Source organism: Thermolongibacillus altinsuensis, from assembly GCF_004341205.1.
In the GTDB taxonomy this organism is placed as follows: Bacteria; Bacillota; Bacilli; order Bacillales; family Anoxybacillaceae; genus Thermolongibacillus; species Thermolongibacillus altinsuensis.
This window is the reverse complement of record NZ_SLUL01000005.1, coordinates 34,520-58,996: the sequence shown is the minus strand read 5'-3', so window position 1 is coordinate 58,996 and position 24,477 is coordinate 34,520. Positions and strand designations below refer to the sequence as shown.

The following is a 24,477-nucleotide window of genomic DNA, read 5'->3' as shown; positions in this document are numbered from 1 at the left end:
AAAAATTTTAGTACATGCTACAATATGTGAATCAAGCTTTTATGGTAGACCCTTCCGCTTTTCTGCCACGGTCTGCCAAAAAATTTGGCAGACTGGGCATGCGGTTCGCATGCCAATCCGAACGAAGAACGCTCCACGGACAAAAATATATTTGTCCGATGGCGTTCGCGTTCGGAAAAAGTGGCAGAAAATTACCTTCTCATAAACATTTCACTCAGTGCTCCAATTGTATTTTACCATTCTAGCCATTCTCTCACCACTTACTTATGAACTATTCTAGAATAAGATAAAAAAATCCTGTATCAAACAGGATTTTTTTATCGACGAAAATTGTTAAATAAAAACAATTTTATGCTTTCCATTCCAGCAATAATCGACGCTCATCAATCGATCTAAAAAGTCAAATCCATACTTATTGATATAATAAAAAATATTCCAAATACGCTCTTGTGGCAGACCATTCGGCTTTAATGACAGTTCTACACGACGAAATTTCCCCAAATGGACTTCATGTTTTTCGACAAGCTTTCGCTCAATAAACTGTTGAAGAAAATCGATTTGTGACTGAATCAATGCGGCATTTTTCAACAATACAGGTTCAAGACTTGCATCCACTTGCAAGCCGACTTCTCTTAACGATCGATGAATGCGCTCGATTTCTTTTTTCGCATCCGCTACAATGTCAGCAAGCGGGATCGGCATTTGCTCGCTCAGCCATTTCTCCATCGCTTGTTCCGTTCCATATTTTAAAACTTCTTCAACGCTCATTCCTGTTTCATGTAAATCCGTCGCAATCGATCGCTCGACAAACGTAAACGTTAATCTTGGAATGACCGGCGGCATGTTCCAGCCAAAAAGCGAAAAAGCTCGCTTTAATTCAGCCCAATACGCAATTTCGCCTGGACCAGCGATAAAAGCAAGAGTTGGGAATAAAAATTCCTGCATGAGCGGTCTTGTAATGACATTGTTGCTTAAACGAGACGGTTCATTTTCAGCAATGGCAAGCAACTGTGCCATTGTAAAACGTTCAGAACCGTCTTTTGTATAAAATTGTTGCTCTTCATCGTAGTGCAACAATAACCGTTCATCATCGCGATGATAAAACAAGTTGGCACAAGTTGGAGCAATCTCGATCATTCTTCTGTATCCCAACGTCTCCAAATGTTTTTGTTGAGATAAAACGGCATTTGTAATAGCTTTATGCTGATCAATAAGAGCAGCAAAAAACTCTCGTTCAATCTCTCTTAACGATGGATGCGCTGCATCGACAACCACTAATCCTTCTTTCGCAAACAATCGTAAGATGATCGCGGCAAAAAAATCAGCCACTGTGCGTCCTTGTTGTAAACATTCATTCAAAAAGGAGAGCATTTCATTTGTCACATCTGTTTCTCCATACGTTTTGACAACTTCTTCGATCCATCTTTGACATGTTGTATAATCGAGTGGAATGCGAGCAACCATCTTTTTCTCTTTTAACGAATGCGGATACACTTTTTTTTCCACTTTGCCCTTTTCCGCAACATATACATGGTTGACTTCTGCAAAATCATGATCTTCAGAAGCAATCCAAAATATCGGAACGATCGGGATGCCCAATTCTTTTTCCTGTTGTCTAGCAAGAGTAAGAATCGAAATGATTTTATGAATCGTATAAAGAGGCCCTGTTAACAATCCTGCCTGTTGTCCACCAATGACAACAACACTTTGCGAATGCAATAATTTCTCAATATTTTGTATCGTTTGTTCGCTAGCGTTAAATTTTTTATGATAAGCGAGCAAATGTTGAACGAGTTGCTGACGAGGATATGTTCGCTGTTGTAAATGCTGTGCCCTTTGTTGAAATGTATTGGTCTTTTCGATGTCATAATGAAAACCTTCTTTCATCGGAAAACGTCCTTCTATGTAATCCGTTGCTAGACGATTCGTTGCTGGCAATGAGAGCTCTAAGATCTCCATCATAAACTTCCTTTCTCTTAAACATTTCCTTTTTGAAGTATAGCACTATTTACGGTTAAGAAAAAAATTTACGCTCACGATAATTCAATTAAAATTCGACTGAATAGCCCGTAAGCAAGCAAACTAATATAAGCCGCTGCAAAAAGAAGAAAATGAGCTTTCCAATATATCTTAAAAATTTTAGAGATCTGAACATCCCCGGTTTTCTTCCAATACCCAATAATGAACATAATCATGGTCACGATTAAAAAAAGAAGTAGCTCCATACCATACGATCGTCCAAAAATAACGATGATAAGAAAATGAACGGACAAAATAAAAAAAATGGTCGATCCATCGACAGCAAGCTGAAAAGATCTTTTTACTTTTTGTTTAAATATTTTTTTCGCGCCTATGTAAATGAAAATAAACGAAAATAAGGGAATCGTAACCATCAATGTGAGCAATCCCGAAATAAACTGTTTGATCATCGCGCTTCACCCTCTTGCTCTTTTCCCTTCACGGCATAATACAAAAATTGACTAATCGGCGCCGCCATTCGTTGCTTTTGCGCACGATCGATGATGTATTTCAAAATAGCATCAATTTCCGTTTTTCGCCCTTCTTCGATATCGCGCAACATCGATGAACGATTGTGAGCGGTTTTTTCACAAATATGCATAATATAATTCCACATGGCTTGTTTATCGGTGACTTGAAGAACAGAAGTTACTTCTTCAAATAGCAACTTCATCGCTTCGTTATATTCGCTTCGTTCAACTAGTTGACCGTTACGTACGTTTAATAAAGCGGTGAGCGGATTAATCAAAACGTTGGCAAGTAACTTTTTAACTACCATTTCTTCCCAGTTCTCGCAATATTGAAACGAAAAATGGTCGATTTCATCGTTCGCTAGCTGTTGAAAATCCGTTCCTTTTCCTTTCCAAACGCTCCATTTTGTTTGGCCGATTCCCGTATGGATGACGGTCGTATCATTTTGTTTGAGCGCCCCATGTTCGACGACAGCTAAAATAATATGATCGTGCGGTAAATCGCGCAATTGATCAATGTGCGCCATTCCGTTTTGCAAAAACACAATGGTTCGGCTTCTTAACAAATGAGCAAATTGATCAAACAGTGTTGGTAAATGATATTGTTTGACAGCAATAAATAAAATTTCTTCTTCATCCATTCTTTCTTGCAATGGCTTTGCTTGGACAAAAATCGTCTCTTGTTCTCCATTTCTCACGAGCTTAAGCCCTTCGCTCATGAGCCATTGCGCTTGTTCTTTTCGATTGGTATAAACCGTAACATGGTGCTGTTTGCTTAAATAAGCAGCAGTCAATAATCCAATGGCACCGCCACCAACAATTCCGATCCGCACCGCACTTCCCCTCTTTCTATTCGAAAAGCTATATATGATAAGCTTCATTTTCCGACATGAACAAGCTTTTCTGCCACTTCCCTCGAACGAAAACGCCATCGGACAAATAAATTTGTCCGCCAGGCGTTTCAGTTTGGGATCGGCATGCTAAGGCATGCCGGGGCGGCAAGGTTTTTCTTGCCGCCTATGTCAGAAAAGCGGTCTTCTATTTATGTATTGATAATGGGATATGTCGGAAACTCAATTGGAATTTATACCATTTATTTTATTTTAATGAAAAAAGCAGCTGAAGTCTATCAGCTACTTATACTGACAATTGTCTTGCACGCTCAAGAATGTTGATCAATGATTTATAGTCTTGCTGCATGGTTTGCAGTTGCTTTTCAAGAACCTCTTTTTCATTTTGTAGTTTCTCGATGCGTTCTTTCAACTGTTCGATCTCTCTTTTTAACTTTTTATTTTCTTGTAACTGTTGATCGGGCTGAAATGCTTGTAAGAAAGTAATCACATCATGAAGATCGATTTCTTTGTCACGCACAATTTCTTTTTTCTCTACCGTTTTTTGCTTTTTCCGTTGCTGCTTAGCAAATTCAATCGCTTCCCTATACTGTTTGCGAACGTAAGCATTCCAGCGAAAACCGCAGGCTGCTGCCGTTCTCGATAATTGACGGCTCGCTTCCGCAAAAGCTTGCAGCTGTGTCCCTCCTTCGCGAATGAAACGCAATACGATTTCTGCCAGCAATAAATCTTCTTCTTCCGTCCATGCATCTTGACGAATAGCCGACATACCCATCCCTCCTTGCTGCGCTCGCTTCATTATATGCAGCTAATAGAGAAGATAGAAGGCTAGTTACGTTTTTTCGTTAAAAAAGCTTGAACAGCTTGCTCATGTTCAGGTCCTTCCCATAAAGTTGCGCACCGTTCAATTTCAGCAAAAAATCGCTCATAAAACTCTTTCGTTTTCCATTTAGCTGTTGCTGCTTGCTTATACGCTGAAAGAACGGAAGATGACTTTTCCAAATATGGCATTAACAGTTGCCTGCACTCTTCTTTTAGATCCGATGAAGACAAACAGCGATGAATCCATCCTCTTTTCTCTGCCTCTTCGGCACAAATCATGTTTGCACATAGCAACAAATGGAGCGCTTCATCATAAGGCATCTTTTCAAACAACATCGTTGCTCCGCCCCATCCGGTCGTAATCGCTAAATTCGCTTGAACAAAACCGATGCGAACCCCTTTTTTTGCATAACGAAAGTCGCAAGCAGTTGCCAATTCGCAACCGCCCCCAATGGCTGTTCCGTTGATGAGGGCAACCGTTGGTTTAGATAAAGTAAGGAGAGAATATAAAATATTTCCCATCTTCGCTAACATCGAATAGGCTTCTTCTTTTGTCGTTAACTGGTGAAAAACACTTAAATCCCCTCCAGAGCAAAACGCCTCCTCTCCTTCTCCCGTAATGACTAGCACTTTCGCTGTCTCGCTTTTTTCAACCATTTCAATCGTTTCCTGTAATCGGTCCATCACTTCATAATGAATGGCGTTTCGCTTCTCCGGGCGGCAAATGGTAAACCAAACGATTCCGTTTTTTTCTTGTTCTACTGTAACGCTCAATCTCTTTCTCCCCTTTGTTACGATTTCGCTCACGATGAACTCTTCGACATGAATAAACTCTATTCCTTTTCTACCATTCGACAAGAAAAGCGCAAGAGGAATCGCCCCTTGCGCTTTTCTTATTTGTTTACAACTTCTTTTCCTTTGTATGTTCCACAAACTTTGCATACGCGATGAGATAGCTTCATTTCACCGCAGTTTGGGCATTCTACCATGCCAGGTACGCGTAATTTGAAGTGCGTACGACGTAGTCTTTTTTTCATTTTAGATGTTCTTCTAAAAGGTACTGCCATTTGTTTCCACCTCCTTAAAGAGATTTAGGCAAATATGAAGGCCGGGTTGTTCCGGGTCTTCCCTTACGATCGATCTTTTTTCTCAAAAAATTTGGCTAACCCCGCAAGACGTGGATCGATTTTATTCTGATGCTGCTCTTCGGAAATAACTTCCCAACCTTTTCCCGATTGCGGCACAGCATCTTCATGATCCACTTTGTCGCTAAAAATTTGCATCGGAATTTCAAGAAGAATTAATTCTTTTACAATTGGTAATAAATCAATCGTTTCTCCTTGAACGTAATGCGAATCTTCATCAGCCACATCATAATCGTTCAATAAAAACGTCTCTGTACTTTCAATGGAGAAAGGATAGGACACATCGACTAACGTGCGCGAACAAGGCAAAACCATCGTTCCTTCAATGGTTAAGTGAAACGTAAATTTTTTCGCGCTTACATCCGCCCTTCCGTGAACACGTACAGGCGAAATATCTCGAATCGATGAATCCAATTGTTTTAATTCAGATACATCTGCAGTTTCATCAATCGTTAATCCTTTATGCTGTAACTGATGAAGTTGATGAATAGACCATTTCAATTGTAATCACCTCAAGGCAACAAAGAAAATTATACTTTTCGATATTAGTTTTGTCAATATTCTTTCTTTACACCACTTATACTATAATGTAATCAATTCATATCCACTTTATCACGTTTTGAAACAAAAAGAAAGGAGGGCATACTAATGAAAGCAGTTGGAATGGTCGTGGAGTATAACCCTTTTCATAACGGTCATCTGTACCACCTGCAGCAAACGAAAAAAGAAACGAATGCCGAATGTCTGATCGCGGTAATGAGCAGTCATTTCGTTCAACGCGGAGAACCTGCACTCGTTTCCAAATGGGCGCGCACAAAAATGGCACTCGCTGGTGGTGTCGATCTTGTCGTTGAACTTCCTTATCCGTTTGCCGTTCAAACCGCCGACATGTTCGCTCATGGAGCCATCTCGATTCTCGATGCTCTTCATTGCCAAGAAATTTGTTTCGGCAGCGAACATGGCAATATCGATCATTTTTTAGAAGCCGTCCATCTTTTAAAACAATATGAGCAAGAGCATAATCAACGATTAAAGCAATTACTCGAAAGCGGAATGAGCTATGCAAAAGCCTATGCAACTGCGCTAGGGCAGCTTCAAAATGAACAATCAACCCTCGATTTGTCAAAACCAAATAACATTCTTAGTTTTCATTACGTAAAAGCGATTGTTGAACAACAAAGCAATATGACACCAAAAACGATTCAAAGAATAGTCGCTCATTACCATGATTCACACCTTCCGAACGAAGAAACAATCGCCAGCGCAACAAGCATTCGCCATCATTTACAAACCGATGGACTACAATCCATTTCTTCTTATGTTCCGCCGACAACAAAAGAAGAATTACAGCGCTACTATACAGTATACGGAACATTTCATTATTGGGAACACTACTTTCCTCTATTGAAATATCGTCTTTTAACGATCAATCTTGAGGAGCTGCATCAAATCGCTGAAGTAGAAGAGGGACTTGAACATCGCTTAAAAAAAGCCATTCAGCAAGCGAAAAGCTTTCGTGAATTTCTGACATGCGTAAAAACAAAACGATATACATGGACGCGATTGCAACGCGTTTGCACTCACATTTTAACAAATACAACAAAAAAGGAAATGAATTTCATTCGTGCTTATAAAAAAGCTACTTATATTCGCCTTCTCGGCATGAATGAAAACGGTCAACGCTACTTAAGAAAAATGAAAAAGAAACTCAAATTACCGCTCATCACCAAGGTAGCAACATTGCAAAACGATCCCATCTATAAACTTGAACAAAAAGCGGCTCAAGCTTATGTTTCCATACTGCCTGAACCGCTATTAACAGAAGCTTTACAAATGGAATATGCGACCCCGCCATTAAGGAAGTTGACGTAAATAACGCAACGCATCATCAAACGTATCAACCGGAACAATTTTCATATCTGTTCCGATTTCTTTCGCTGTTTTTAGCGCTTCTTTGTAGTTCGAATGTTTGGCACCTCGTTCATTTGGCGCAAAGAAGATATGCGCTCCCGCTTTATGAGCAGCGATCACTTTTTGCGAAATGCCGCCAATCGGTCCTACTTCTCCATTTAAGTTAATCGTTCCTGTACCAGCAATTTTGTACCCTTTTGTCAAATCTTCTGGAACAAGCTGGTTATAAATCTCAAGCGAAAACATTAATCCTGCAGACGGTCCGCCAATTTTCTCAGAATTAATCTTCACTGGCGGATCGGTCACCATTTCGCGATCGGTTATAAGCGAAATACCGATGCCGACACGATTCGGTTCTTTTGGAAACGGCGCAAGAGATAATGTGACGGTTTTCTTGTCCTTTTCGCGTTTATATGTGATATGCACTTGATCCCCTTTTTTCTTTTCGCTTACATAGCGAATAAACTGTTCTGCACTCTCGATTTTTTTCCCGTTGACCGCTATAATTTGGTCGCCGCTTTTTAACTTTCCGAATGCCGGCATATCTTTTAAAACAGAAAGTACATACACCCCTTTATTTTTATAAGAAAATGGCTTATTTGCTTTTTTATATGCCACGGCAATCGCTGTTTCTTTCGAGTTTTCCATCATTTGCAGCTGACGATACGTATATTCTTCATCCGTTTCTCCTTCTTGACGAATTTCTTCAATTGGATGCAGTTCGTAATAGTCGCGAATGTGGGCAAGGCCATATGAAAACAAATTCGCTCTCCCCATCCGAACAGTCGTTAACATAAAGTCGCCTTTTTCATCATATCCGCCCTTCACTTCGACAAGCGGAGCTAGCGCCTCTGCACTTCCAGGCATTGTAACGTAATAAGGAAGTTTAACAAACGTAACAACAAGCGCCAAGATCACTCCTGCCATAAACGTTTTCACATACATTTTCTTTTTCATGATGTTAAGACCCCTTCCAATTTTCAAGCGCTTCGTAAATGTTTGGCAATTGTTTTCTCGTTTCTTCTTCACCAATTCGAATGATTTCATCGACATGTGTAAAAGCATGTGAACTGTACTGCTCTACTCGCGGGCGAATCATCACATCGGAGGCAAACGCTCGATGGTGCACAAGCTCAGCTTGGAGAATATCTAAACTTTGTAAAATGACATCAAAAATAGAGGAAATTCGATCATTCGTTTTCACATGAGCAACATCGACAGCAATGACAAAGTCTGCTCCCATTTCTCGAACGACAGAAACCGGGATTCGATCAATCACCCCTCCATCGACAAGAAGACGACCGTTCCACTTTTCAGGAACAAAAATCCCCGGAATGGAAATGCTTGCACGAACGGCATCGGCAATGTTTCCCTGACGAAAAACCACTTTTTCTCCCTTTTGCAAATCGGTTGCCACAATCGCAATCGGAATGGACAGTTCCTCGATTCGTTTTCCTTTTGTGACAACACGAACAAACTCTTTAATTCGCTGCCCAGAAATAAGCCCCATTTTAGGAACGGTAAAATCAAGATAATCATTTCGTCGAAATGCTTTTGCTAAACGATGTAAACGATCCGTACCGATCCCTGAAGCATATAAAGCTGCGACAAGCGCTCCCATGCTGCTTCCAGCAATAAAATCAATCGGAATGTTTTCTTCTTCAAGCACTTTGATCACACCTAAATGGGCGAATCCTCTTGCTCCACCAGAACCTAACGCTAAGCCGATCTTCGGTCGCACGTTTTTCCCCTTTCCTTCCTTTAAGTAATAAATAAATACTATGGTCTAAAATATGCACCTATACTCGTATATTAAACTATCAACATAAGCAAACGAGGAGGCCGACCATTCATGAGCCAAAAACTGAAAACACTCTTGCTCGGATTCGCGATCACGTTTTTATGTATCGCTTTAATTCGCTATCCTCAACCATCATTTGAAGCAGCTGTTCGCGGTTTACATATGTGGTGGGAGGTCGTCTTTCCATCGTTACTCCCTTTTTTTATTGTTTCGGAACTTTTAATCGGCGTCGGAATCGTCCACTTTATCGGCGTTTTGCTTGAACCGTTCATGCGCCCGTTATTTAAAGTCCCGGGAATTGGAGGATTCGTTTGGGCAATGGGAATGGCCTCTGGCTATCCAGCAGGAGCAAAACTAACAGCTCGACTCCGCCAAGAAAAACAAATTTCAGCGATTGAAGCGGAACGACTTGTATCGTTTACCAATTCATCCAATCCTCTTTTTATTTTCGGAGCGATTTCCGTTGGTTTTTTTCATAATCCAAACATCGGTATTGTTTTAGCTGTATCCCATTATCTTGGAAATATTTGTGTCGGATTGATGATGCGTTTTTACGGTCGCAATGAACAAGTATCGCAATCCAAAAATGAATACCGAAAAATATCGTTCCACGAAGCGTTGCGAGCGATGCACCAAGCACGCCTAAAAAATGACCAAGCTATCGGTAAATTGTTGGGGGACGCTGTACGCTCTTCAATTCAGACGTTACTAATGATTGGTGGATTTATCATTTTGTTTTCGGTTTTAAATAAGCTGCTACATATTACGCATGTTACACAATGGATCGCTTATTTTTTTCAATATCTCCTTCAAATATTTCAACTGCCGAACCAATTAAGTGTTCCATTAATTGCTGGGTTATTTGAAATTACGCTTGGCAGTCAAATGACGAGCCAAGTGACAGAAGCAAGTTTATTAGAAAAGGTAATTGTGACGAGTTTTATTCTTGCGTTCGGAGGTTTTTCCGTTCAAGCACAGGTTGCGAGCATTTTGGCTGATGCGAATATTCGCTTTCAACCTTTCTTGATCGCCCGGATTTTTCACGGTTTTTTTGCCGCTTTCTTTGCTTATGTCCTTTGGAAGCCGTTATACATTCACCTTCATTCATTGGAAAATGACCCGAACGCGATGCCTGTATTCTTACCAATCGTTCCGGCTGAATGGTCGATTCGTTATTGGGAACTGTTAAGTAAGTACGGTTCGCTCCTTACAATCATCTCGTTAACGTGTTACGTTATGATTTTAATTGTTGCCCAGCGGAAAAAAAACATACAGTAAAACCACCCGTTTAACGAGGTGGTTTTTCGCTGTTTTGGTTTTGCGAAAATTTCTTTCGCAATGCTTCTTCAACTATTTTTGGTACAAGTTCAGAAACATTTCCATTGTATTTGGCGACTTCTTTAACAATGCTTGAGCTTAAAAACGCATATTGATTGTTTGTCATCATAAAAAATGTTTCAATTTGCTCATTAAGTACGCGATTCATAGACGTAATTTGCATTTCATATTCAAAATCGGAAACAGCTCTTAATCCGCGCAAGATCGCGCTTGCGTTTTTACTTCGTGCATAGTCAACAAGCAATCCGTGATACGAATCAACAATGACGTTTGATAAATCTTTCGTCACTTCCCTTAATAATTCCATTCGCTCCTCAGTGGAAAAAAGAGGCTTTTTTGAAGAATTATTTAAAACGACCACATACACTTGATCAAATACTTTCGCCCCTCGGCGAATAATGTCTAAATGTCCATATGTAACTGGGTCAAAACTACCCGGACATACCGCAATGCTCGCCATTCATTTATTCCCCTTTCTCATCATCGACATAACCATAAATGGATACAGTCGTTATCCCATATGTTTCGCTTTTTATTTTTTGCAAACGGCCGATCTGCTCTGGAAGAATGGTTTCCTCAGAATGTTCCGCGACAATATATCCATCATGTCGTAGCAATTGATAATCGTCTATCATCGCAATGATGGATGCAAGCTTTGTGCTTTTATAAGGCGGGTCAAGAAAAATCAGGCGAAACGTCAACCCTCTTTTAATGATCGCCTTTAACGCTCGCTCTGCATCGTTGCGATAAACTTCAGCCTGTTCTGTCAATCGGCAAGCTTCTACGTTTTTGCGAATCGTTTGTACCGCCTTCGGGTCATGGTCAACAAAAATAACCTTGTCTAATCCACGGCTTAACGCTTCAATTCCTAGCCCCCCGCTTCCCCCAAACAGATCAAGCCCAACTCCTTCAGAAAAATAAGGCCCAATTATATTAAATATGGCTTCTTTCACTTTATCGGTTGTCGGTCTTGTTGACATTCCTGGAACGGCTTGTAGCTTTTTTCCTTTGCACTTTCCAGATATCACTCTCATTTCCGTTCACCACATTCAACATAAATTTTTACAAACATTATCCTACCACATTCTTAAAAAAGAAACTACTTTACAGCACCTATATATGATAAGCTTAATTTTCCGACATAAACAAGCTTTTCTGTCACCTCTCCGAACGAAAACGCCATCAGACAAATGAATTTGTCTGTCATGCGTTTTACGTTCGGAATGGGCATGCTTCTAGCATGCCTAGGCGGCAAGATTTTTCTTGCCGCCTAGGCAGAAAAGCGGTCTTCTATTCATGATGAAATATGTCGGAAACTCAACTTGAATCTATATACATACAAATGAAACAATCAAAAAAAGGACGTTGGAAAAAATATTAAGCAAATGTATAGAACGAAACATAATGGTCATAATGATAGTAACAACATCGATGGCGATGTTGTTGCCAACCACGGAGAAGACTTACGTTTCCCCATAAGTTCTTCCTCCGGTTTCTCCTCTCCCTTTTTGCCCTTCTCCTTTTGAGCATGTCTCAAAAGAATAGAAGGACCCTGCAGATCATCTGCAGGGCTTTTTTATTGACCAATCACATGAATTTCCTTGCTTGTTTCACTCACGTACACATCAAACCATTTCGGAAATGTCGTTCGTTCAATGTATAACTTCCCATTCCATTGACGGATGACAGCATTGTTGTTAGGTTCAATCGGTTCAATAAAAAAGCGCCAACGTTGCCCGTTCTTTTCAATAAATAACGCATTCCCTGAACGTTTTAACGTATATCCAAGCGTCTTCATCACCTCGGTGAAAGGGATGAGCTGTTCTCCATTTTTCATGAGCACTTTCGCATTTTCAAGCTTATGATTGTTGACGAACAACGCTTTTTCTTCCGTAAATACCAGCTCTTGTCCATTTTCCACAAAGAAAGTCGTGTTTCCGCCGTATACATCTCCCAATATGTGATCGAGCTTTTCTTTTGAAAGAGATTGTCCTTGTTTATTTTCGATTTCTTTCCAGAAAGAATGAAGCTCCTCTGCCGTTAATGTTGTTTGCAGTTCATTGAATGCTGCTTTTGCTTTTGCGGATGCTGGAAGCTGCTTTGTCATCAATGAAGCTAACAACTCCCAAATCCATTCGTCTAATGAACTGTTTGGAAAACGTTCACGTAAATAAACGTTCGCATACTTTGTTTTAAGCGATGAATGCGAAACGTTTTCTGAAATAACAAGAAATGTCGGCGTTACATATTCAACAGAAAAAGGAGTAACCACGATCGTTTGAATGTCAGCTCTTGCTTGTAAAAACGAAAGAAGTGAACGATCCAATTGATTTTGTTTGGTTGTGTAAAGGTCTATTCCGTTTTCGTGCTTTCGTTGAAGTGGAACAGACTGAAAGTATAAAGGAAAGGCGTTTCCGCTTTTTTGCTCCCACATATAAAAAGAAAAAGTCTTTTTTTGTACTTGCCCAATTAATGAGGCTCCTGCGACCCATGTCCCCCTTTGATGTGCGCCATCTGTTAGTTGAACATATATATGTTGCGGCTGTACCGTATCAAATGTAATAAACCATTTTTCGAGCCAAAGCGGATCGATTCGTTTTCCAATCGAAATACGATAAGATAAAACGGCTTCGCCCATTTTATTGAATTGAATAATCGTTTTCCCATTTTCATGACGAACGACACATTCTTTTTTCTTTCCGCATGTGAATTGCTTTAATCGATCGGGAAGATGAATGGTATATTTTTCTAAAGAAGCACCTTTCACTCGGTGCTCCAGCACAAGTTCTTTTCCTAAAAATTGAGCATCAATTTCATGCTCAAGCACCGTGTTCGCCTTCTCTTGTTTTTCATAGTGATCCCACTGATAGTACAAAATTCCCGTGCTCACACTGAGAAAAAGAAAAGTTGAAATGATTGCAACTCTGAGCATAGAAATACTCCTTTAAAGCTATTTTTATATATTTAACAATATCAAAATTTGCCTATGATGTCATACATCATTTTCACTAATTATTGAAAAAATTTGACTGAGTAAAATGTTTATGGAAAGGTAGTTTTCTGCCGCTTTTTCCGAACGAGAACGCCATCGAACAAATATATTTGTTCTTCGTTCGGATTGGAAGAAAAACAGATGGAGAGGATCTCTCTTTTACTCATTTTCGTCTTTGCAATACAACGCTAAAGTCATTATGATAGAAGATGTCTAAAATCTTCTAAAGCATGTCGGAAAATAAAATGGAACTTATAACGAGGGGATGAACAAATGATTCAACGTTTTATCGAATTAGGAGAAGGATACTCAGATCTCTACGAATTAATCGAGATTGCCAAAGCAAATCGCCATCGTCTATCAGGGCTGTTTGCTTTTCACACCGTTAAAGATGGGAAAGCTGTAACATCATTCGTCGTTGTGTTAAAACCGACTGATCCTGGGGATTTCCAACCTTTGTATATTTGCCGCGAAGGAATTCCACACCCATCTGTAAAAATAACGAAACGATACGAACTATTTTTGGAACTAGCAAAAGAATTAAATCAAGAAATTATTCATCTAGATGTAAAACCTTCGAACTTTTTCGCTGATCTTCAACTTTATTATCAACATTTAATCGGAATTATGCGAATGAATCGGTTTATTCCACCATTGCAATAAGATTCTTGGCGAATACCAAGAAAATCCACCGAAAATTATCCTAACAAAAATAGCTTGTCGATTTGATCGACAAGCTATTTTAAAATCCTAGTTTATAATCATATTCTTTTGCCTTATCCGCCTTTGATTCAAATTCCACTTTTACATAAGGTCGGTAAGACGGTTCGACACGTTTCACAAACGGTAAAGCCAAAAGCTTTTTCATGATTGTTTCCGCTTCGTCCATGTTGCAGTATAAAACTACATACTTTAATCGTTTTGATACATAGTGAACATTTCCATATTTCCTCATTTGTTTACTGTGCTTCAATGAATGCAACCAAACAATAATTCCTTGACGTTTTGGAAACATACCCCATTCCCCTTTTATCATCAATCAATTTGTTCGACAGCCGCAGCGTCCACCCGAGCCGCAACCGCCGCAAGAAGACAGTGAATCGAAATAAGGATTGCCCGTCGGTACTTTTACATGTTCTGAAACAGCTTTTCCAATGATGACACTGATTTCATCTAACAACTCTTGCAATGCATTTTCCGCTTTTTTAAATGCAGCAACCGTTTCATGTAAATCAAGTTCACGTTTGACATCACGTATCGTCCTCGTCACCGTTTTATAATCAGGATGATATTTGCCGAATCGCTGCACTTCTTCATACCGCTCTCTTAACTGAACGAAACGCGAAATAATTTCTTGAGCGGATGAATCATTTTTTAATTTATCTAAACAGCGCCGATATTCGTCTGCTAATTCCGATTGCACAATCATCTTCGCGAGGTCTTCTGCAGCATCCAAAATCGTTAATCTTTCTAACGTTGCTACAATCAACAGCAACACCTCCGATTTTATGATAACACGAACAAAAAAACAAAACAAATAAGTCTGACTGAGTCGTCAGACTTTTTATGGAATATTCACTTCAAACTCATGAAAAAGATCATATTTGCTCGAATCGTTATGAACAAATTCGAGACGAATCGAATGTTTTCCTGATGGCAATCCTTTCACAATAAATGCAGCAGTCGAAACTTCTTTCACTTTTTGTCCATTTAAATATACGTCAATATGACCTTCTCCGTCTTTTTTAATTTTTTTTCCTTTTACAAACGAAAAACGGTCAACAACGCATTCGATGAGCACATCTTTTCCTCTTACATAATGCTTCACCGCTAACGTCCGTTTTTTTCCATCCTCAGCTAGAGCAGGACGATCGGATAACTCAGAAACCGGAACAATCTCAATCGTTTCACTCTTTGCTAACGACACATGGCAGGGTGTATAAAAAAATAATAAACCGCTAATGACCAAAAAAAAGTTTCGCAAAGACACCACTCCTTTCAAAGGATAGTCTTTGCGTTTCTTTCAGCAATTATTAATCGCTTTTACGCATCGCCTGCATCATCGAAAGCATCATCGCCGCCATTTCCAATGAATAAGCTACTTTCTCTACTTTATCCGGAAATGTTTGTTTATAATAGCTTAATGCTGTCCGTTCTAGCTTCGTTACATCGGTCGGATTTCGCGATAAATGTCGATACCAATAAGGCTGTTCGCGTAAAAATTTTTGTAAAATCGGTTTTGTCTTTACATATTCATAAACGTCTTTTCTCATTCTTTTTCCCCTTAATCTTTTCGAAACGAAAATGGATGGATGGACGATTTCGTTGAATTGGTTTCTTGCATCTGTCGAACAATATTTTGAATGGATGTAATTGCTTGTTGAACAGTGGAAATGTGTTGTTGCAAATGATTGATATCAATTTTTTGCAAATACGTAGCAAGCTTCTGCATAAGTGCGGCACTGCTTTCTGTTTCTATTTCCTCTTTATATTCATTCCATATTTCATCTTCTTCACCAAATAGATACCAATCATTATATAACTCTTTCCATGTTTTTTTGCCGCTGCGCACTTCACGAACTAATTTTGGATGTTTTTTAATAAATTGCTTAAACTGTTCGACAGAAGGATGGATATTGTTCGCCGCCATTTTTATACCACTCCTCTTGTTCATTCATCTGCCTACCATATATTACGACATTCCATTCAATTCGTGCGCCTATTTTTAATGCGGCATATCGCTTAAAACTTTGATAAAATCTTGCGTATAATATCGTTCAAACACTCCTACTCCCAAATGAGTGAATTCTTCATTTAATAACGTTTCTCGATGGCTTTTACTATTCAACCATGCCTCCACAGCCGCAATTCCATCTACGTATTCAGCTGCAATATTTTCACCAGCCATTTGAAAACGTACATCACCATTTGTAAGTCGCTCCTTGAGATCTCCATACTTTGGCGATTCGTGAGCAAAATATCCGTTTTTCTTCATATCTTTACTATGTTCATAAGCGATTTTGGCAATATGTTCATCCCACTGTAAAGAACGAATCCCGTGCCTCTGTCTAATTACATTCGTAATATCAAAAATTTGTCGTGCATTCGCTTGTTCAATCTCTGCCTGAAAACTTCCATTCGCATTTGACGAAACAGGAAGTTCGCCGCGATAAACAAGCTCGTATGGTCTTAACTTTACAAACGTTTCTCCATCCATAAATCGAACGCTTGATAGTTTTCCTGTAAAGCGATCAATATATAATTGGGCATAAACATGACCTAGTTGAACAACAGGTTGAAAGGTTAAATCTTCTTCAGAAAGTTCGAATCGATAAATTCCTTCATCAAGTTGGACAGTAATTTCATCACGAATAGGGATCTTTTGGAACAATTCACTGATCGAAGCGTTCACTTTGAATGGCGCAATATTCACTTCATCACCACACGCATAAGCAGTAACGACTCGACCGTTCAAAAAGCCGATTTGCATATAAGAAGATGAATGACCATTATAAATCCACCAAACATAATCATAAGCTGAACGGTCAATTCGCGCAGGTTTTCCAAATTGCTTCTCGATCATTTCTTCTGTCGCACCAATCAAAGCTCCAAGCCCTTGCGCAGTTATTTGCTCATTTGCTTCTTTTTTCTCAACGAAAGATTGTTGTTCTGATACGTAGGGGGTGTCTAAGAAAAAGTAAAAAAAGCCAATGAATAAAACAAAAATAGCCATCATCCATTTCATTCGTCATTCTCCCTTTATTCTATTTCCCTTTTTCTATCATTATATACTGTTCACGATTCCATAAAAACCTATTTACATTTTTGTTATAAAAAAAACAAGGTTGTGCTTCATCCCACAACCTTGTTACCCCATTTAATGAAGTTGTGATATTTCGCTTAAAGCTTCTCCTGCTTTTTCATCAGAATAACGATTCGTTGCCAAATCTCCAAGCGAAACCATTCCGACTAACTTGTCATCTTCCACAACAGGCAAACGACGAATTTGATGTTTCGCCATTAACTCTGCCGCTTCATGGATGGACGTACTCGGAGAAACAGTAATGATATCTTTACTCATCACATCCATTACCGAGTTGGAACCTGGACGCCTTTCAGCAATGCCACGAATCACTAAATCACGATCTGTAATCATCCCTATTAAACGGCCGTTATCGACAATTGGAATCGCGCCAACATTTAAATCGCGCATTTTGACCGCTACTTCATATACATTGTCGAGCGGAGTGCAATATTGTACATCTTTTGTCATAATGTCTTGAGCAGTTTGCATCGAATCTCTCCTTTACTTGCCGATAAACATTTGTGTCCAATAATGCCCGTACGAACCGCCCCTCGCATAGCCGACGCCGATATGTGTAACGTCTCGTTTCAAAATATTGGCACGGTGTCCCGGGCTATTCATCCATGCTCGAACAACCTCTTGCGGAGTACGTTGACCTGCGGCAATATTTTCAGCTGCTGTTCGATACGAAATTCCAAAATTTCTCATCATTGTAAATGGAGAACCGTAAGTTGGCGAGTTATGGGAAAAATAATTTTTATCTCGCATATCCGTCGATTTATATCGAGCAACGCGAGCCAGTTCCCAATCTAACTTCAAAGCAGGCAAACCATATTTCGCACGCTCATTATTTGTCAATCGTACAACCTCATTTTCAATGCTTTTAATATTATCCAGCACTGGAATGTATACTTTTTGTCCCGGATAAATTAAATGTGGATTTGAAAATTGCGGGTTTGCCTGAATAATTTCAGAAAGTCCAACTTGATAACGAACGGCAATTTTCCATAGCGAATCCCCTGGCTGAACGGTGTATGTAGTCGTTCCTTGACCGTGCGTCATTTGAGGAATCGCCATCCATAAAACAAAAAACAAAGCGATTGTCCATATTCGTTTCACACTTTTCCCTCCTTTCGTTTTTTTAGTTTGACCAAAATCATCATAATTATGAAGTATGGATTGAAAGTTTACCGCTTTCATACTATTATTAATGGAGGAATGTTTATTTTTTTAGCAAGGAGGGAATAAACGGTGCGATTTGAAAATACAGGAATCGAAAACCAAACGGCTGAATTGTCCCATTTGGATGACTTAATGGAAAGTCTTGGATTTGTCCGGGCGAGTCAATGGGATTATGAACGTGTTACATACGATCGTAAATTTGAGATTAAAAACGATGTTTATTATTTACGCGTCCAAGGTTATGCGATTGAAGGAGATGTCGGCTCACGTTATGCGGTTATCAAATTGTTAAAACCGATTCTTGGAAAACATTATTATCCGCACGGAGTCGAGTATGGAGAAGACGAGAACTTTCCACCATCTTTAGTGAACCAGTGCCAAACCATTTTGGCGCAAGTAAAAGAAGGACTTGCAAAAATCCAAAACGCATGAGTGCACTCATGCGTTTTTTGCGTAAACAAGCCGCCGTACTTTAATATGAACTGCCCTTACAATGAGCTCGGTCATTGTGAATATTTCTTCAATTATATATTGTTGCAACCTTTCACATAAAGCGACAATATTTTCACAAGATAATAATGTGATCGTTAAAAAAATAACAATTCCTTGGTCATCTTGATCAACTTTGATGATCGTTTCTTCTAAAACAACTTCTTCAAATGGTTGTAAACACATCATGACAATCGTTATAATTGGTTCATGAACTTCTTTCATTCTTTTCCCTCCTTATTAACAAACGAAAGCAGGTGTGTACTCATTGTTTGAAAAAATCTCGAAACGATCGCTCTACATTTTTTTTGCAATCATCGCTATCATCTTACTAACATATTGGATTATACCGATCTCCGTTCCTTTACTGTTCGCTTTCGTAACGGCGATCTTTTTAGAACCAGCAGTAAAAGCAGCACAAAAACGCCTAACGTTAAAACGCCAATACGCTACTTTACTTGTGTTTGGTTTGTTTACACTGTTTATTTTCTTAGGAGGGTATTTCGTTGTTACAAAAATTGTGACAGAAGCATTTCATTTTCTGAAAAACTCGCCTCTTTATGTGAATGAAATGACGGCTGCTTGGAATCATTTAGTGGAAAGATGGTACAAACAAACGGAAAAATTGCCACCAGCTGTTGTCGCTGAATTAAGTCATCAAGTTGGTTTGTTTTTAAACAAATTAAAACTACAACTCGCTTCTTCTTTTAACTTAAACAAAGTGAGTGCAGTATTTGCAAATATTCCAAAGTTCGTGATTAACTTTCTCGTTTATTTGATCGCCTTGTTCTTATTTATGCATGATCTTCCAAAAATACGTGAAGCTTTCTTTTCCCATTTAAAAGAAGAAACAAAAGAAAAAGTACATTTTATGATGTCGCGTCTATCCTATGTCGCATTCGGCTTTTGGAAAGCCCAATTTCTACTTAGCTTAATTATTTTTGCTGCCTCATTAATCGGTTTATTGTTTATTTCACCAAACGTTGCTTTGTTTACTTCTTTCCTTATTTGGATCGTTGACATTATTCCAATTATCGGGTCGATTGTCATTATCGCTCCTTGGGCTACCTTTCACTTTGTTACAGGTAACACGGTATTAGCGACAAAGCTGTCTATTTTGGGCATCATTCTTATTATTTTACGCCGAATCATTGAGCCGCAAGTCATGGGCGCTCATATCGGTCTGTCACCTTTATCGACATTAATTTCCATGTACTTAGGAGTAAAAATTCTTGGCATTGTTGGTATGATTCTTTTTCCGCTTCTTTTGATCGCTTTTAAATCGGCGAAAGAAGCAGGAATCATTAAATTTCAATTTAAATTATAAAGAGGGTGTGAAACACCCTCTTTTTTAAAACCCTAAAATGGCTTTAATCACCGATGTTGTTTCTCCACCTCGGTAAAAGACGTACAGCAATAAGTACACCGCTACTCCCGTGATCGCTGTAAAAAACCAAACAATGCTCGTAATCGGTCCAAGTTTTTTATGTTTAATTAAATTCTTTTTGAACCCCGTTAAAAGCGTTACAATTCCAAACACCGCTCCTGCAGTGGCTAAGAAAATATGGAAAAACAGGAAAATGGTATAGTAAATCTTTACATCATCCGGACCACCAAAACTCGTATTTCCGATAAAAATGGTCCGTGATAGATAAATAAGAAAAAATGCTAATGCAAAAATCGCAGCTAACAACATAACCTTCTGATGTTGTGCAACTTTTCCGCGACGAACGAGATACCAACCAATGGCTACAAAAATAGCGCTAAGAACAATAAAACCTGTACTAATTGTTGGTAAAATCGGTAGCGAATTCATAATTTCCCCTCTCCATTACATTTTTTATTCTGTTGGTTGTGGCATCTTAACCCCATGTTCTCCTTCTCTTTCTTTTCGATACCACTGAATAAAAATATAGAATAAAACGGTTCCATATACAATTTCTTGAATGATCTTCATAAGCACGCCACCAAGCTGTTGATCATGAAGGAGCGACATGGAGCTAAACATTTCTGGTCCCGTTAAATGTAGGGATGCTAATGTTCCAGCAGGTACGCAAAGGGAAAGAGCATTCAACCATGCTTCAGGGTCGTAATACGTCGCATAAAGAGGCGTATCCGCAAAAATAATTAACGCACAAGCTGGAGTTAAAAGCACACCATCGGCAAAAATATACCCTACCTTTTTAATACCTGAAAGCGTTTCCCATCCAGGCACTTGATTCATAACTGGCCACCACATCATTAAGGCAGTAATAAAAATAACCGTTGTCATGAGTGCGTGTAACCACATGTTTGTTTTGACAACGTCAAAAATAAGCGGAACATGATAGAACGAGAAAAGACCGTTAAATAAAATAAGTGAGATAAGCGGTTTTGTTAAAAATTTTACTACCATGCGAATAGGTGAAATGCGAAACAAAGCTGTAAATAACCAAGACGGAATACCGATGATGAACAAAGGCGGTATGATCAAATAAAGAACAGCCATTTGCGTCATGTGAGCGCTAAACATTAAATGTCCTAGTAAATCAATAGGCGAACCTTTGCAAATGTAAAGTAAGACCATTGCCGTAATAAACGCGACTTTTTGTTTTGTCGGTACCTCTTCGCTTTGTGCAAACTTTGTTCTCCACGGGCCAACGATCATAAAATAAAGAACCGTCAAAAAAACTAAAAACAAGAAGAAATAAGGACTCCACATCGCTTGAAAACCAAAGATACTTAAAGACATGCCTCTCTCACCTCTCTTTTTTCCGATTTCATTATACTATAAACGCAATCGTCAATGAAAGAAAAGAAGCCAGCATTTTGCTGGCTTCTTATACCCATACAATCGTTACAAACGCAAGCACCGTCAAGAACGCAACGAAAACACCGCTGTAAAGGAAAAGAGCTGGAAATTCATGCCCTTTATGGCTCATATGCATGAAATAATATAACTGGAAAGCAACTTGGACAGTTGCAAGCAAAAGGATAAACGGCACAGAAAACCAATGTGAAAATCCTTCATATCCAACCGCAAAGAAAGCGACAATGGTTAAGAAAATCATTAAAATAAATGAAATCACTTGAAATTTCATTTCTTCCGCATTTTTTTTGCGGCGATACGCTAAATCGACATTTGGGTTTCCTGAATTTGTATGATTCGCCATACACTCACCCCACCATTCCCATTAAGTATACAACAGTGAAAATGAACACCCAAACCACGTCAATGAAGTGCCAATAAAGGCTAGCCACATAAAACTTCGGTGCGTTATATAGGTTTAAACCGCGTTTTGCATTGCGAATCATGAGCGTCAAAATCCACAATAGACCGAACGTAACGTGAGCGCCATGCGTGCCGACTAATGTATAGAAAGCAGATGAAAACGCGCTAGTCGAAAATTTAAATCCTTCATGCACGTATTCATTGAACTCGTAAATTTCAAGCGCTAAAAACGCTGCGCCAAGCAACACAGTAACGCCAAGCCAGAGCTGCATCTTTTTAAAATCAAAGTTTTTCATATGGTACATCGCATAAACGCTCGTTAAGCTGCTTGTTAATAACAGCATCGTTGCCACAAAAACGAGCGGCATTTTAAAAAGTTCTTCAGATGTTGGACCGCCTGCTACCGAATCCTTTAATGCTAAATACGTAGCGAAGAGGGAGGCGAACAGCACCGTTTCTCCCCCTAGGAAAAACCAGAAACCTAAAAACTTATTTTTCCCTTCAAGGGTCGCTTTTTCAGGCTCTGCCGGAAATGTTTCCGGCGTTAATTTTTCCTCGATATGCATTATGCCCCAGCCCCCTTTTTCTCTGCTTCCATAATTTCTTCTTTATGAATATGGAAGCCGTGATCGTCAATAACTGAACGTAAGAACATCGCACCTAGCGTAACAAGTAGACCAACAATACCAACCCATTTACCCCAAGCGTAATCTTGGTTGTATAAAAATCCGAGCGCTGCGATAAACAAGCCGAGCGAAATGACAAACGGTAAGAATGAAGGATTTGGCATATGAATATCCCCAAGCGGTTCTGCTGGAGTTAAGCCTTTTTTACCTTCCATTTTTTCAATCCAGTACGCATCTAAGCCACGAACGAGTGGAATTTGCGCAAAGTTATACTCTGGAGCTGGCGAAGAAACCGCCCATTCGAGCGTACGTCCATCGCCCCAAGGATCTGCACCTACTCGTTTTCCTTTTACTGTCGTAATGACAACGTTCGCTAAAAGAACAACTGTAGCAGCAGCCATGAAGAAGGCACCAACTGTACTAATTAAGTTTCCTGTTTCAAATCCTTGGCCAGGTAAGAATGTGAATACGCGACGTGGCATTCCCATTAAGCCAAGGAAATGTTGAATAAAGAACGTTAAATGGAATCCGATAAAGAATAACCAGAATGTAACTTTTCCAAGCTTTTCGTCTAACATTTTGCCAAACATTTTTGGCCACCAATAATGCGCTCCAGCGAGAAGCGCAAAGACAACCCCACCAACGATGACGTAGTGGAAATGCGCAACAACGAAATAGCTATCATGATATTGATAGTCTGCTGCAGCTGTCGCGTTCATAACCCCTGTCACACCGCCGATGACAAACGAAGGAATGAACGCTACTGCATACATCATTGGCGTAGTAAAGCGAATGTTTCCGCCCCACATTGTAAAGAGCCAGTTGAAAATTTTCACACCAGTTGGAACGGCAATCGCCATTGTTGCAACAGCGAAAATGGCGTTGGCAATTGGTCCTAAACCGACTGTAAACATATGATGCGCCCATACCATGAATCCTAAAAATCCGATCAAGACTGTCGCAAACACCATTGAAGAATATCCAAACAAACGCTTGCGAGAGAATGTCGCGAAAATTTCCGAGAAAATACCGAATGCCGGCAATACTAAAATGTATACTTCTGGGTGACCGAAAATCCAGAATAAATGCTCCCAAATAATCGTGTTACCGCCTAAAGCTGGATCGAAGAAGTTACCGCCGAATAAGCGATCCATCATCATGAAAATTAATCCGACTGTTAACGGTGGAAAAGCAAACAAAATTAATGCAGATGTGACGAATGTCGCCCAAGTGAACATTGGCATACGCATGTATGTCATTCCAGGCGCACGCATATTAATAATTGTCACAAGGAAGTTAATTCCACCGATTAATGTTCCTAAACCTGAAATTTGCAAACCTAACACGTAAAAATCAATTCCGTGTGTTGGAGACGCTAAAGATAATGATGCGTAGGACGTCCAACCGGCATCAGGCGCCCCACCTAAAAACCATGATAAGTTTAAAAACACACCACCAAAGAAAAACAACCAAAATCCTAACGCGTTTAAAAACGGAAACGCAACGTCGCGCGCACCGATTTGAATCGGCACAACCGCGTTCATCATCGCAAATACAAGCGGCATCGCTGCCAAGAAAATCATTGTTGTTCCGTGCATCGTTAACACTTCGTTGTAAAAGCCAGCGCTAATGAAATCGTTATTCGGAACAGCAAGCTGAATACGAATAACCAGCGCTTCCAAACCGCCCAATAGGAAGAAAATACCGCCGGCGATCAAGTACAAAATCGCAATCTTTTTATGGTCAACCGTCGTTAGGTAGTCCCAAATGACTGCGCCGACACCTTTTTTCCGAGCTAACGTACTCACGATTTAA

32 protein-coding genes are annotated in these 24,477 nt (G+C 39.5%); 5 read left to right on the top strand and 27 right to left on the bottom strand.

Going from position 1 to position 24,477, the window contains the following annotated elements; all coding sequences use genetic code 11:
- Positions 1–333: 333 nt before the first annotated feature.
- The 7 genes from bshC to EDD69_RS05910 form a co-directional block, all read right to left on the bottom strand.
- Positions 334–1,959: a bacillithiol biosynthesis cysteine-adding enzyme BshC gene (bshC, locus tag EDD69_RS05940; protein ID WP_132948044.1), complete on the bottom strand. Its 1,626-nt coding sequence runs from the start codon at positions 1,957–1,959 to the stop codon at positions 334–336.
- Between the two features lie 74 nt (positions 1,960–2,033).
- Entirely contained in the window at positions 2,034–2,429 is a 396-nt protein-coding gene (locus tag EDD69_RS05935) for a DUF3397 domain-containing protein (protein WP_243643049.1), read from the bottom strand.
- Entirely contained in the window at positions 2,426–3,322 is an 897-nt protein-coding gene (locus tag EDD69_RS05930; RefSeq protein ID WP_132948043.1) for a 2-dehydropantoate 2-reductase, read from the bottom strand. Before EDD69_RS05930 ends, EDD69_RS05935 begins: the two co-directional genes overlap by 4 nt.
- Positions 3,323–3,626: 304 nt before the next feature.
- Positions 3,627–4,109 carry an RsfA family transcriptional regulator gene (locus tag EDD69_RS05925; RefSeq protein ID WP_132948042.1) on the bottom strand — a complete coding sequence of 161 codons (483 nt, stop codon included), beginning with the start codon at positions 4,107–4,109 and terminating at the stop codon, positions 3,627–3,629.
- A 59-nt stretch (positions 4,110–4,168) separates the two neighbouring features.
- A complete protein-coding gene (locus EDD69_RS05920; protein WP_424565337.1) occupies positions 4,169–4,969 on the bottom strand; it encodes an enoyl-CoA hydratase/isomerase family protein in 801 nt (266 codons plus the stop codon).
- An 86-nt stretch (positions 4,970–5,055) separates the two neighbouring features.
- A complete protein-coding gene (gene rpmF / locus EDD69_RS05915; RefSeq protein WP_132948040.1) occupies positions 5,056–5,229 on the bottom strand; it encodes a 50S ribosomal protein L32 in 174 nt (57 codons plus the stop codon).
- 63 nt (positions 5,230–5,292) lie between these two features.
- Positions 5,293–5,808 carry a YceD family protein gene (locus EDD69_RS05910; RefSeq protein ID WP_132948039.1) on the bottom strand — a complete coding sequence of 172 codons (516 nt, stop codon included), beginning with the start codon at positions 5,806–5,808 and terminating at the stop codon, positions 5,293–5,295.
- Between the two features lie 147 nt (positions 5,809–5,955).
- Here EDD69_RS05910 and EDD69_RS05905 point away from each other — a divergent pair, with 147 nt between their 5' ends.
- Positions 5,956–7,179 (top strand): nucleotidyltransferase, encoded by a 1,224-nt coding sequence (locus tag EDD69_RS05905; protein ID WP_132948038.1) that lies wholly within the window; start codon positions 5,956–5,958, stop codon positions 7,177–7,179.
- Here the strand turns inward: EDD69_RS05905 and EDD69_RS05900 are convergent.
- Together EDD69_RS05900 and EDD69_RS05895 are read right to left on the bottom strand one after the other, a co-directional pair.
- A complete protein-coding gene (locus EDD69_RS05900; protein WP_132948037.1) occupies positions 7,162–8,175 on the bottom strand; it encodes a SepM family pheromone-processing serine protease in 1,014 nt (337 codons plus the stop codon). The two genes, EDD69_RS05905 and EDD69_RS05900, sit on opposite strands and share 18 nt — an antisense overlap.
- A gap of 4 nt (positions 8,176–8,179) precedes the next feature.
- Positions 8,180–8,959 (bottom strand): patatin-like phospholipase family protein, encoded by a 780-nt coding sequence (locus tag EDD69_RS05895; RefSeq protein ID WP_132948036.1) that lies wholly within the window; start codon positions 8,957–8,959, stop codon positions 8,180–8,182.
- A 111-nt stretch (positions 8,960–9,070) separates the two neighbouring features.
- Here EDD69_RS05895 and ylbJ point away from each other — a divergent pair, with 111 nt between their 5' ends.
- Complete coding sequence (ylbJ, locus tag EDD69_RS05890; protein WP_132948035.1) at positions 9,071–10,297, top strand: sporulation integral membrane protein YlbJ; 1,227 nt, start codon at positions 9,071–9,073, stop codon at positions 10,295–10,297.
- Between the two features lie 10 nt (positions 10,298–10,307).
- Here the strand turns inward: ylbJ and coaD are convergent, their stop codons facing one another.
- The 4 genes from coaD to EDD69_RS05875 form a co-directional block, all read right to left on the bottom strand.
- On the bottom strand, positions 10,308–10,817 hold the full coding sequence (coaD, locus tag EDD69_RS05885) for a pantetheine-phosphate adenylyltransferase (protein ID WP_132948034.1): 510 nt from the start codon (positions 10,815–10,817) through the stop codon (positions 10,308–10,310).
- A 4-nt stretch (positions 10,818–10,821) separates the two neighbouring features.
- Positions 10,822–11,391, bottom strand: coding sequence for a 16S rRNA (guanine(966)-N(2))-methyltransferase RsmD (gene rsmD, locus EDD69_RS05880; RefSeq protein ID WP_132948033.1), 570 nt, complete (start codon positions 11,389–11,391; stop codon positions 10,822–10,824).
- 65 nt (positions 11,392–11,456) lie between these two features.
- Positions 11,457–11,612 carry a hypothetical protein gene (locus EDD69_RS15275; protein ID WP_165871735.1) on the bottom strand — a complete coding sequence of 52 codons (156 nt, stop codon included), beginning with the start codon at positions 11,610–11,612 and terminating at the stop codon, positions 11,457–11,459.
- Between the two features lie 321 nt (positions 11,613–11,933).
- A complete protein-coding gene (locus EDD69_RS05875; RefSeq protein WP_132948032.1) occupies positions 11,934–13,289 on the bottom strand; it encodes a hypothetical protein in 1,356 nt (451 codons plus the stop codon).
- 333 nt (positions 13,290–13,622) lie between these two features.
- On the opposite strand from EDD69_RS05875, the gene EDD69_RS05870 reads away from it, so the two are divergent.
- Positions 13,623–14,012, top strand: a complete 390-nt coding sequence (locus tag EDD69_RS05870) for a DUF7147 family protein (protein WP_132948031.1) — start codon at positions 13,623–13,625, stop codon at positions 14,010–14,012.
- A gap of 79 nt (positions 14,013–14,091) precedes the next feature.
- On the opposite strand, the gene EDD69_RS05865 is transcribed toward EDD69_RS05870, so the two are convergent.
- From EDD69_RS05865 to safA, 8 genes are all read right to left on the bottom strand, one after another.
- Positions 14,092–14,364: a YlbG family protein gene (locus tag EDD69_RS05865; protein ID WP_132948030.1), complete on the bottom strand. Its 273-nt coding sequence runs from the start codon at positions 14,362–14,364 to the stop codon at positions 14,092–14,094.
- A gap of 24 nt (positions 14,365–14,388) precedes the next feature.
- Complete coding sequence (locus EDD69_RS05860) at positions 14,389–14,838, bottom strand: YlbF/YmcA family competence regulator (protein ID WP_132948029.1); 450 nt, start codon at positions 14,836–14,838, stop codon at positions 14,389–14,391.
- 75 nt (positions 14,839–14,913) lie between these two features.
- Complete coding sequence (locus EDD69_RS05855) at positions 14,914–15,333, bottom strand: hypothetical protein (RefSeq protein WP_132948028.1); 420 nt, start codon at positions 15,331–15,333, stop codon at positions 14,914–14,916.
- 49 nt (positions 15,334–15,382) lie between these two features.
- Entirely contained in the window at positions 15,383–15,622 is a 240-nt protein-coding gene (locus EDD69_RS05850) for a YlbE-like family protein (protein ID WP_132948027.1), read from the bottom strand.
- 11 nt (positions 15,623–15,633) lie between these two features.
- A complete protein-coding gene (ylbD, locus tag EDD69_RS05845) occupies positions 15,634–15,999 on the bottom strand; it encodes a YlbD family protein (RefSeq protein WP_132948026.1) in 366 nt (121 codons plus the stop codon).
- Positions 16,000–16,074: 75 nt separating this feature from the next.
- Entirely contained in the window at positions 16,075–17,094 is a 1,020-nt protein-coding gene (locus tag EDD69_RS05840; protein WP_132948025.1) for a CAP domain-containing protein, read from the bottom strand.
- A gap of 132 nt (positions 17,095–17,226) precedes the next feature.
- Entirely contained in the window at positions 17,227–17,643 is a 417-nt protein-coding gene (locus tag EDD69_RS05835; protein ID WP_132948024.1) for a CBS domain-containing protein, read from the bottom strand.
- Positions 17,644–17,655: 12 nt separating this feature from the next.
- Entirely contained in the window at positions 17,656–18,231 is a 576-nt protein-coding gene (safA, locus tag EDD69_RS05830; protein ID WP_132948202.1) for a SafA/ExsA family spore coat assembly protein, read from the bottom strand.
- A 174-nt stretch (positions 18,232–18,405) separates the two neighbouring features.
- Between safA and EDD69_RS05825 the strand changes: the two genes are divergently transcribed.
- Entirely contained in the window at positions 18,406–18,768 is a 363-nt protein-coding gene (locus EDD69_RS05825; RefSeq protein WP_132948023.1) for a YugN family protein, read from the top strand.
- 6 nt (positions 18,769–18,774) lie between these two features.
- Here EDD69_RS05825 and EDD69_RS05820 read toward each other — a convergent pair whose 3' ends face one another.
- Entirely contained in the window at positions 18,775–19,050 is a 276-nt protein-coding gene (locus EDD69_RS05820) for an Asp23/Gls24 family envelope stress response protein (protein ID WP_132948022.1), read from the bottom strand.
- A 43-nt stretch (positions 19,051–19,093) separates the two neighbouring features.
- Between EDD69_RS05820 and ytvI the strand changes: the two genes are divergently transcribed.
- The gene (ytvI, locus tag EDD69_RS05815) at positions 19,094–20,152 is read left to right on the top strand and encodes a sporulation integral membrane protein YtvI (RefSeq protein ID WP_132948021.1); all 1,059 of its coding nucleotides are present in this window, start codon (positions 19,094–19,096) and stop codon (positions 20,150–20,152) included.
- Positions 20,153–20,176: 24 nt separating this feature from the next.
- Here the strand turns inward: ytvI and EDD69_RS05810 are convergent, their stop codons facing one another.
- From EDD69_RS05810 to ctaD, 5 genes are all read right to left on the bottom strand, one after another.
- The gene (locus tag EDD69_RS05810) at positions 20,177–20,641 is read right to left on the bottom strand and encodes a DUF420 domain-containing protein (RefSeq protein ID WP_132948020.1); all 465 of its coding nucleotides are present in this window, start codon (positions 20,639–20,641) and stop codon (positions 20,177–20,179) included.
- A gap of 24 nt (positions 20,642–20,665) precedes the next feature.
- Positions 20,666–21,556 (bottom strand): cytochrome c oxidase assembly factor CtaG, encoded by an 891-nt coding sequence (gene ctaG / locus EDD69_RS05805; RefSeq protein WP_132948019.1) that lies wholly within the window; start codon positions 21,554–21,556, stop codon positions 20,666–20,668.
- Positions 21,557–21,644: 88 nt separating this feature from the next.
- Complete coding sequence (gene ctaF / locus EDD69_RS05800) at positions 21,645–21,977, bottom strand: cytochrome c oxidase subunit IVB (protein WP_132948018.1); 333 nt, start codon at positions 21,975–21,977, stop codon at positions 21,645–21,647.
- 4 nt (positions 21,978–21,981) lie between these two features.
- Positions 21,982–22,602, bottom strand: a complete 621-nt coding sequence (gene ctaE, locus EDD69_RS05795) for a cytochrome c oxidase subunit III (protein ID WP_132948017.1) — start codon at positions 22,600–22,602, stop codon at positions 21,982–21,984.
- Complete coding sequence (gene ctaD / locus EDD69_RS05790; protein ID WP_132948016.1) at positions 22,602–24,470, bottom strand: cytochrome c oxidase subunit I; 1,869 nt, start codon at positions 24,468–24,470, stop codon at positions 22,602–22,604. Before ctaD ends, ctaE begins: the two co-directional genes overlap by 1 nt.
- Positions 24,471–24,477 lie beyond the last annotated feature (7 nt).

Bases quoted from the DNA above. Each gene is read 5' to 3' on its own strand.
- bshC (WP_132948044.1), bottom strand. From the start codon at position 1,959: ATGGAGATCTTAGAGCTCTCATTGCCAGCAACGAATCGTCTAGCAACG.
- EDD69_RS05935 (WP_243643049.1), bottom strand. From the start codon at position 2,429: ATGATCAAACAGTTTATTTCGGGATTGCTCACATTGATGGTTACGATT.
- EDD69_RS05925 (WP_132948042.1), bottom strand. From the start codon at position 4,109: ATGTCGGCTATTCGTCAAGATGCATGGACGGAAGAAGAAGATTTATTG.
- rpmF (WP_132948040.1), bottom strand. From the start codon at position 5,229: ATGGCAGTACCTTTTAGAAGAACATCTAAAATGAAAAAAAGACTACGT.
- EDD69_RS05905 (WP_132948038.1), top strand. From the start codon at position 5,956: ATGAAAGCAGTTGGAATGGTCGTGGAGTATAACCCTTTTCATAACGGT.
- EDD69_RS05900 (WP_132948037.1), bottom strand. From the start codon at position 8,175: ATGAAAAAGAAAATGTATGTGAAAACGTTTATGGCAGGAGTGATCTTG.
- ylbJ (WP_132948035.1), top strand. From the start codon at position 9,071: ATGAGCCAAAAACTGAAAACACTCTTGCTCGGATTCGCGATCACGTTT.
- coaD (WP_132948034.1), bottom strand. From the start codon at position 10,817: ATGGCGAGCATTGCGGTATGTCCGGGTAGTTTTGACCCAGTTACATAT.
- rsmD (WP_132948033.1), bottom strand. From the start codon at position 11,391: ATGAGAGTGATATCTGGAAAGTGCAAAGGAAAAAAGCTACAAGCCGTT.
- EDD69_RS05875 (WP_132948032.1), bottom strand. From the start codon at position 13,289: ATGCTCAGAGTTGCAATCATTTCAACTTTTCTTTTTCTCAGTGTGAGC.
- EDD69_RS05870 (WP_132948031.1), top strand. From the start codon at position 13,623: ATGATTCAACGTTTTATCGAATTAGGAGAAGGATACTCAGATCTCTAC.
- EDD69_RS05865 (WP_132948030.1), bottom strand. From the start codon at position 14,364: ATGTTTCCAAAACGTCAAGGAATTATTGTTTGGTTGCATTCATTGAAG.
- EDD69_RS05850 (WP_132948027.1), bottom strand. From the start codon at position 15,622: ATGAGAAAAGACGTTTATGAATATGTAAAGACAAAACCGATTTTACAA.
- ylbD (WP_132948026.1), bottom strand. From the start codon at position 15,999: ATGGCGGCGAACAATATCCATCCTTCTGTCGAACAGTTTAAGCAATTT.
- EDD69_RS05840 (WP_132948025.1), bottom strand. From the start codon at position 17,094: ATGAAATGGATGATGGCTATTTTTGTTTTATTCATTGGCTTTTTTTAC.
- EDD69_RS05835 (WP_132948024.1), bottom strand. From the start codon at position 17,643: ATGCAAACTGCTCAAGACATTATGACAAAAGATGTACAATATTGCACT.
- safA (WP_132948202.1), bottom strand. From the start codon at position 18,231: ATGGCGATTCCTCAAATGACGCACGGTCAAGGAACGACTACATACACC.
- EDD69_RS05820 (WP_132948022.1), bottom strand. From the start codon at position 19,050: ATGAAAGAAGTTCATGAACCAATTATAACGATTGTCATGATGTGTTTA.
- EDD69_RS05810 (WP_132948020.1), bottom strand. From the start codon at position 20,641: ATGAATTCGCTACCGATTTTACCAACAATTAGTACAGGTTTTATTGTT.
- ctaG (WP_132948019.1), bottom strand. From the start codon at position 21,556: ATGTCTTTAAGTATCTTTGGTTTTCAAGCGATGTGGAGTCCTTATTTC.
- ctaF (WP_132948018.1), bottom strand. From the start codon at position 21,977: ATGGCGAATCATACAAATTCAGGAAACCCAAATGTCGATTTAGCGTAT.
- ctaE (WP_132948017.1), bottom strand. From the start codon at position 22,602: ATGCATATCGAGGAAAAATTAACGCCGGAAACATTTCCGGCAGAGCCT.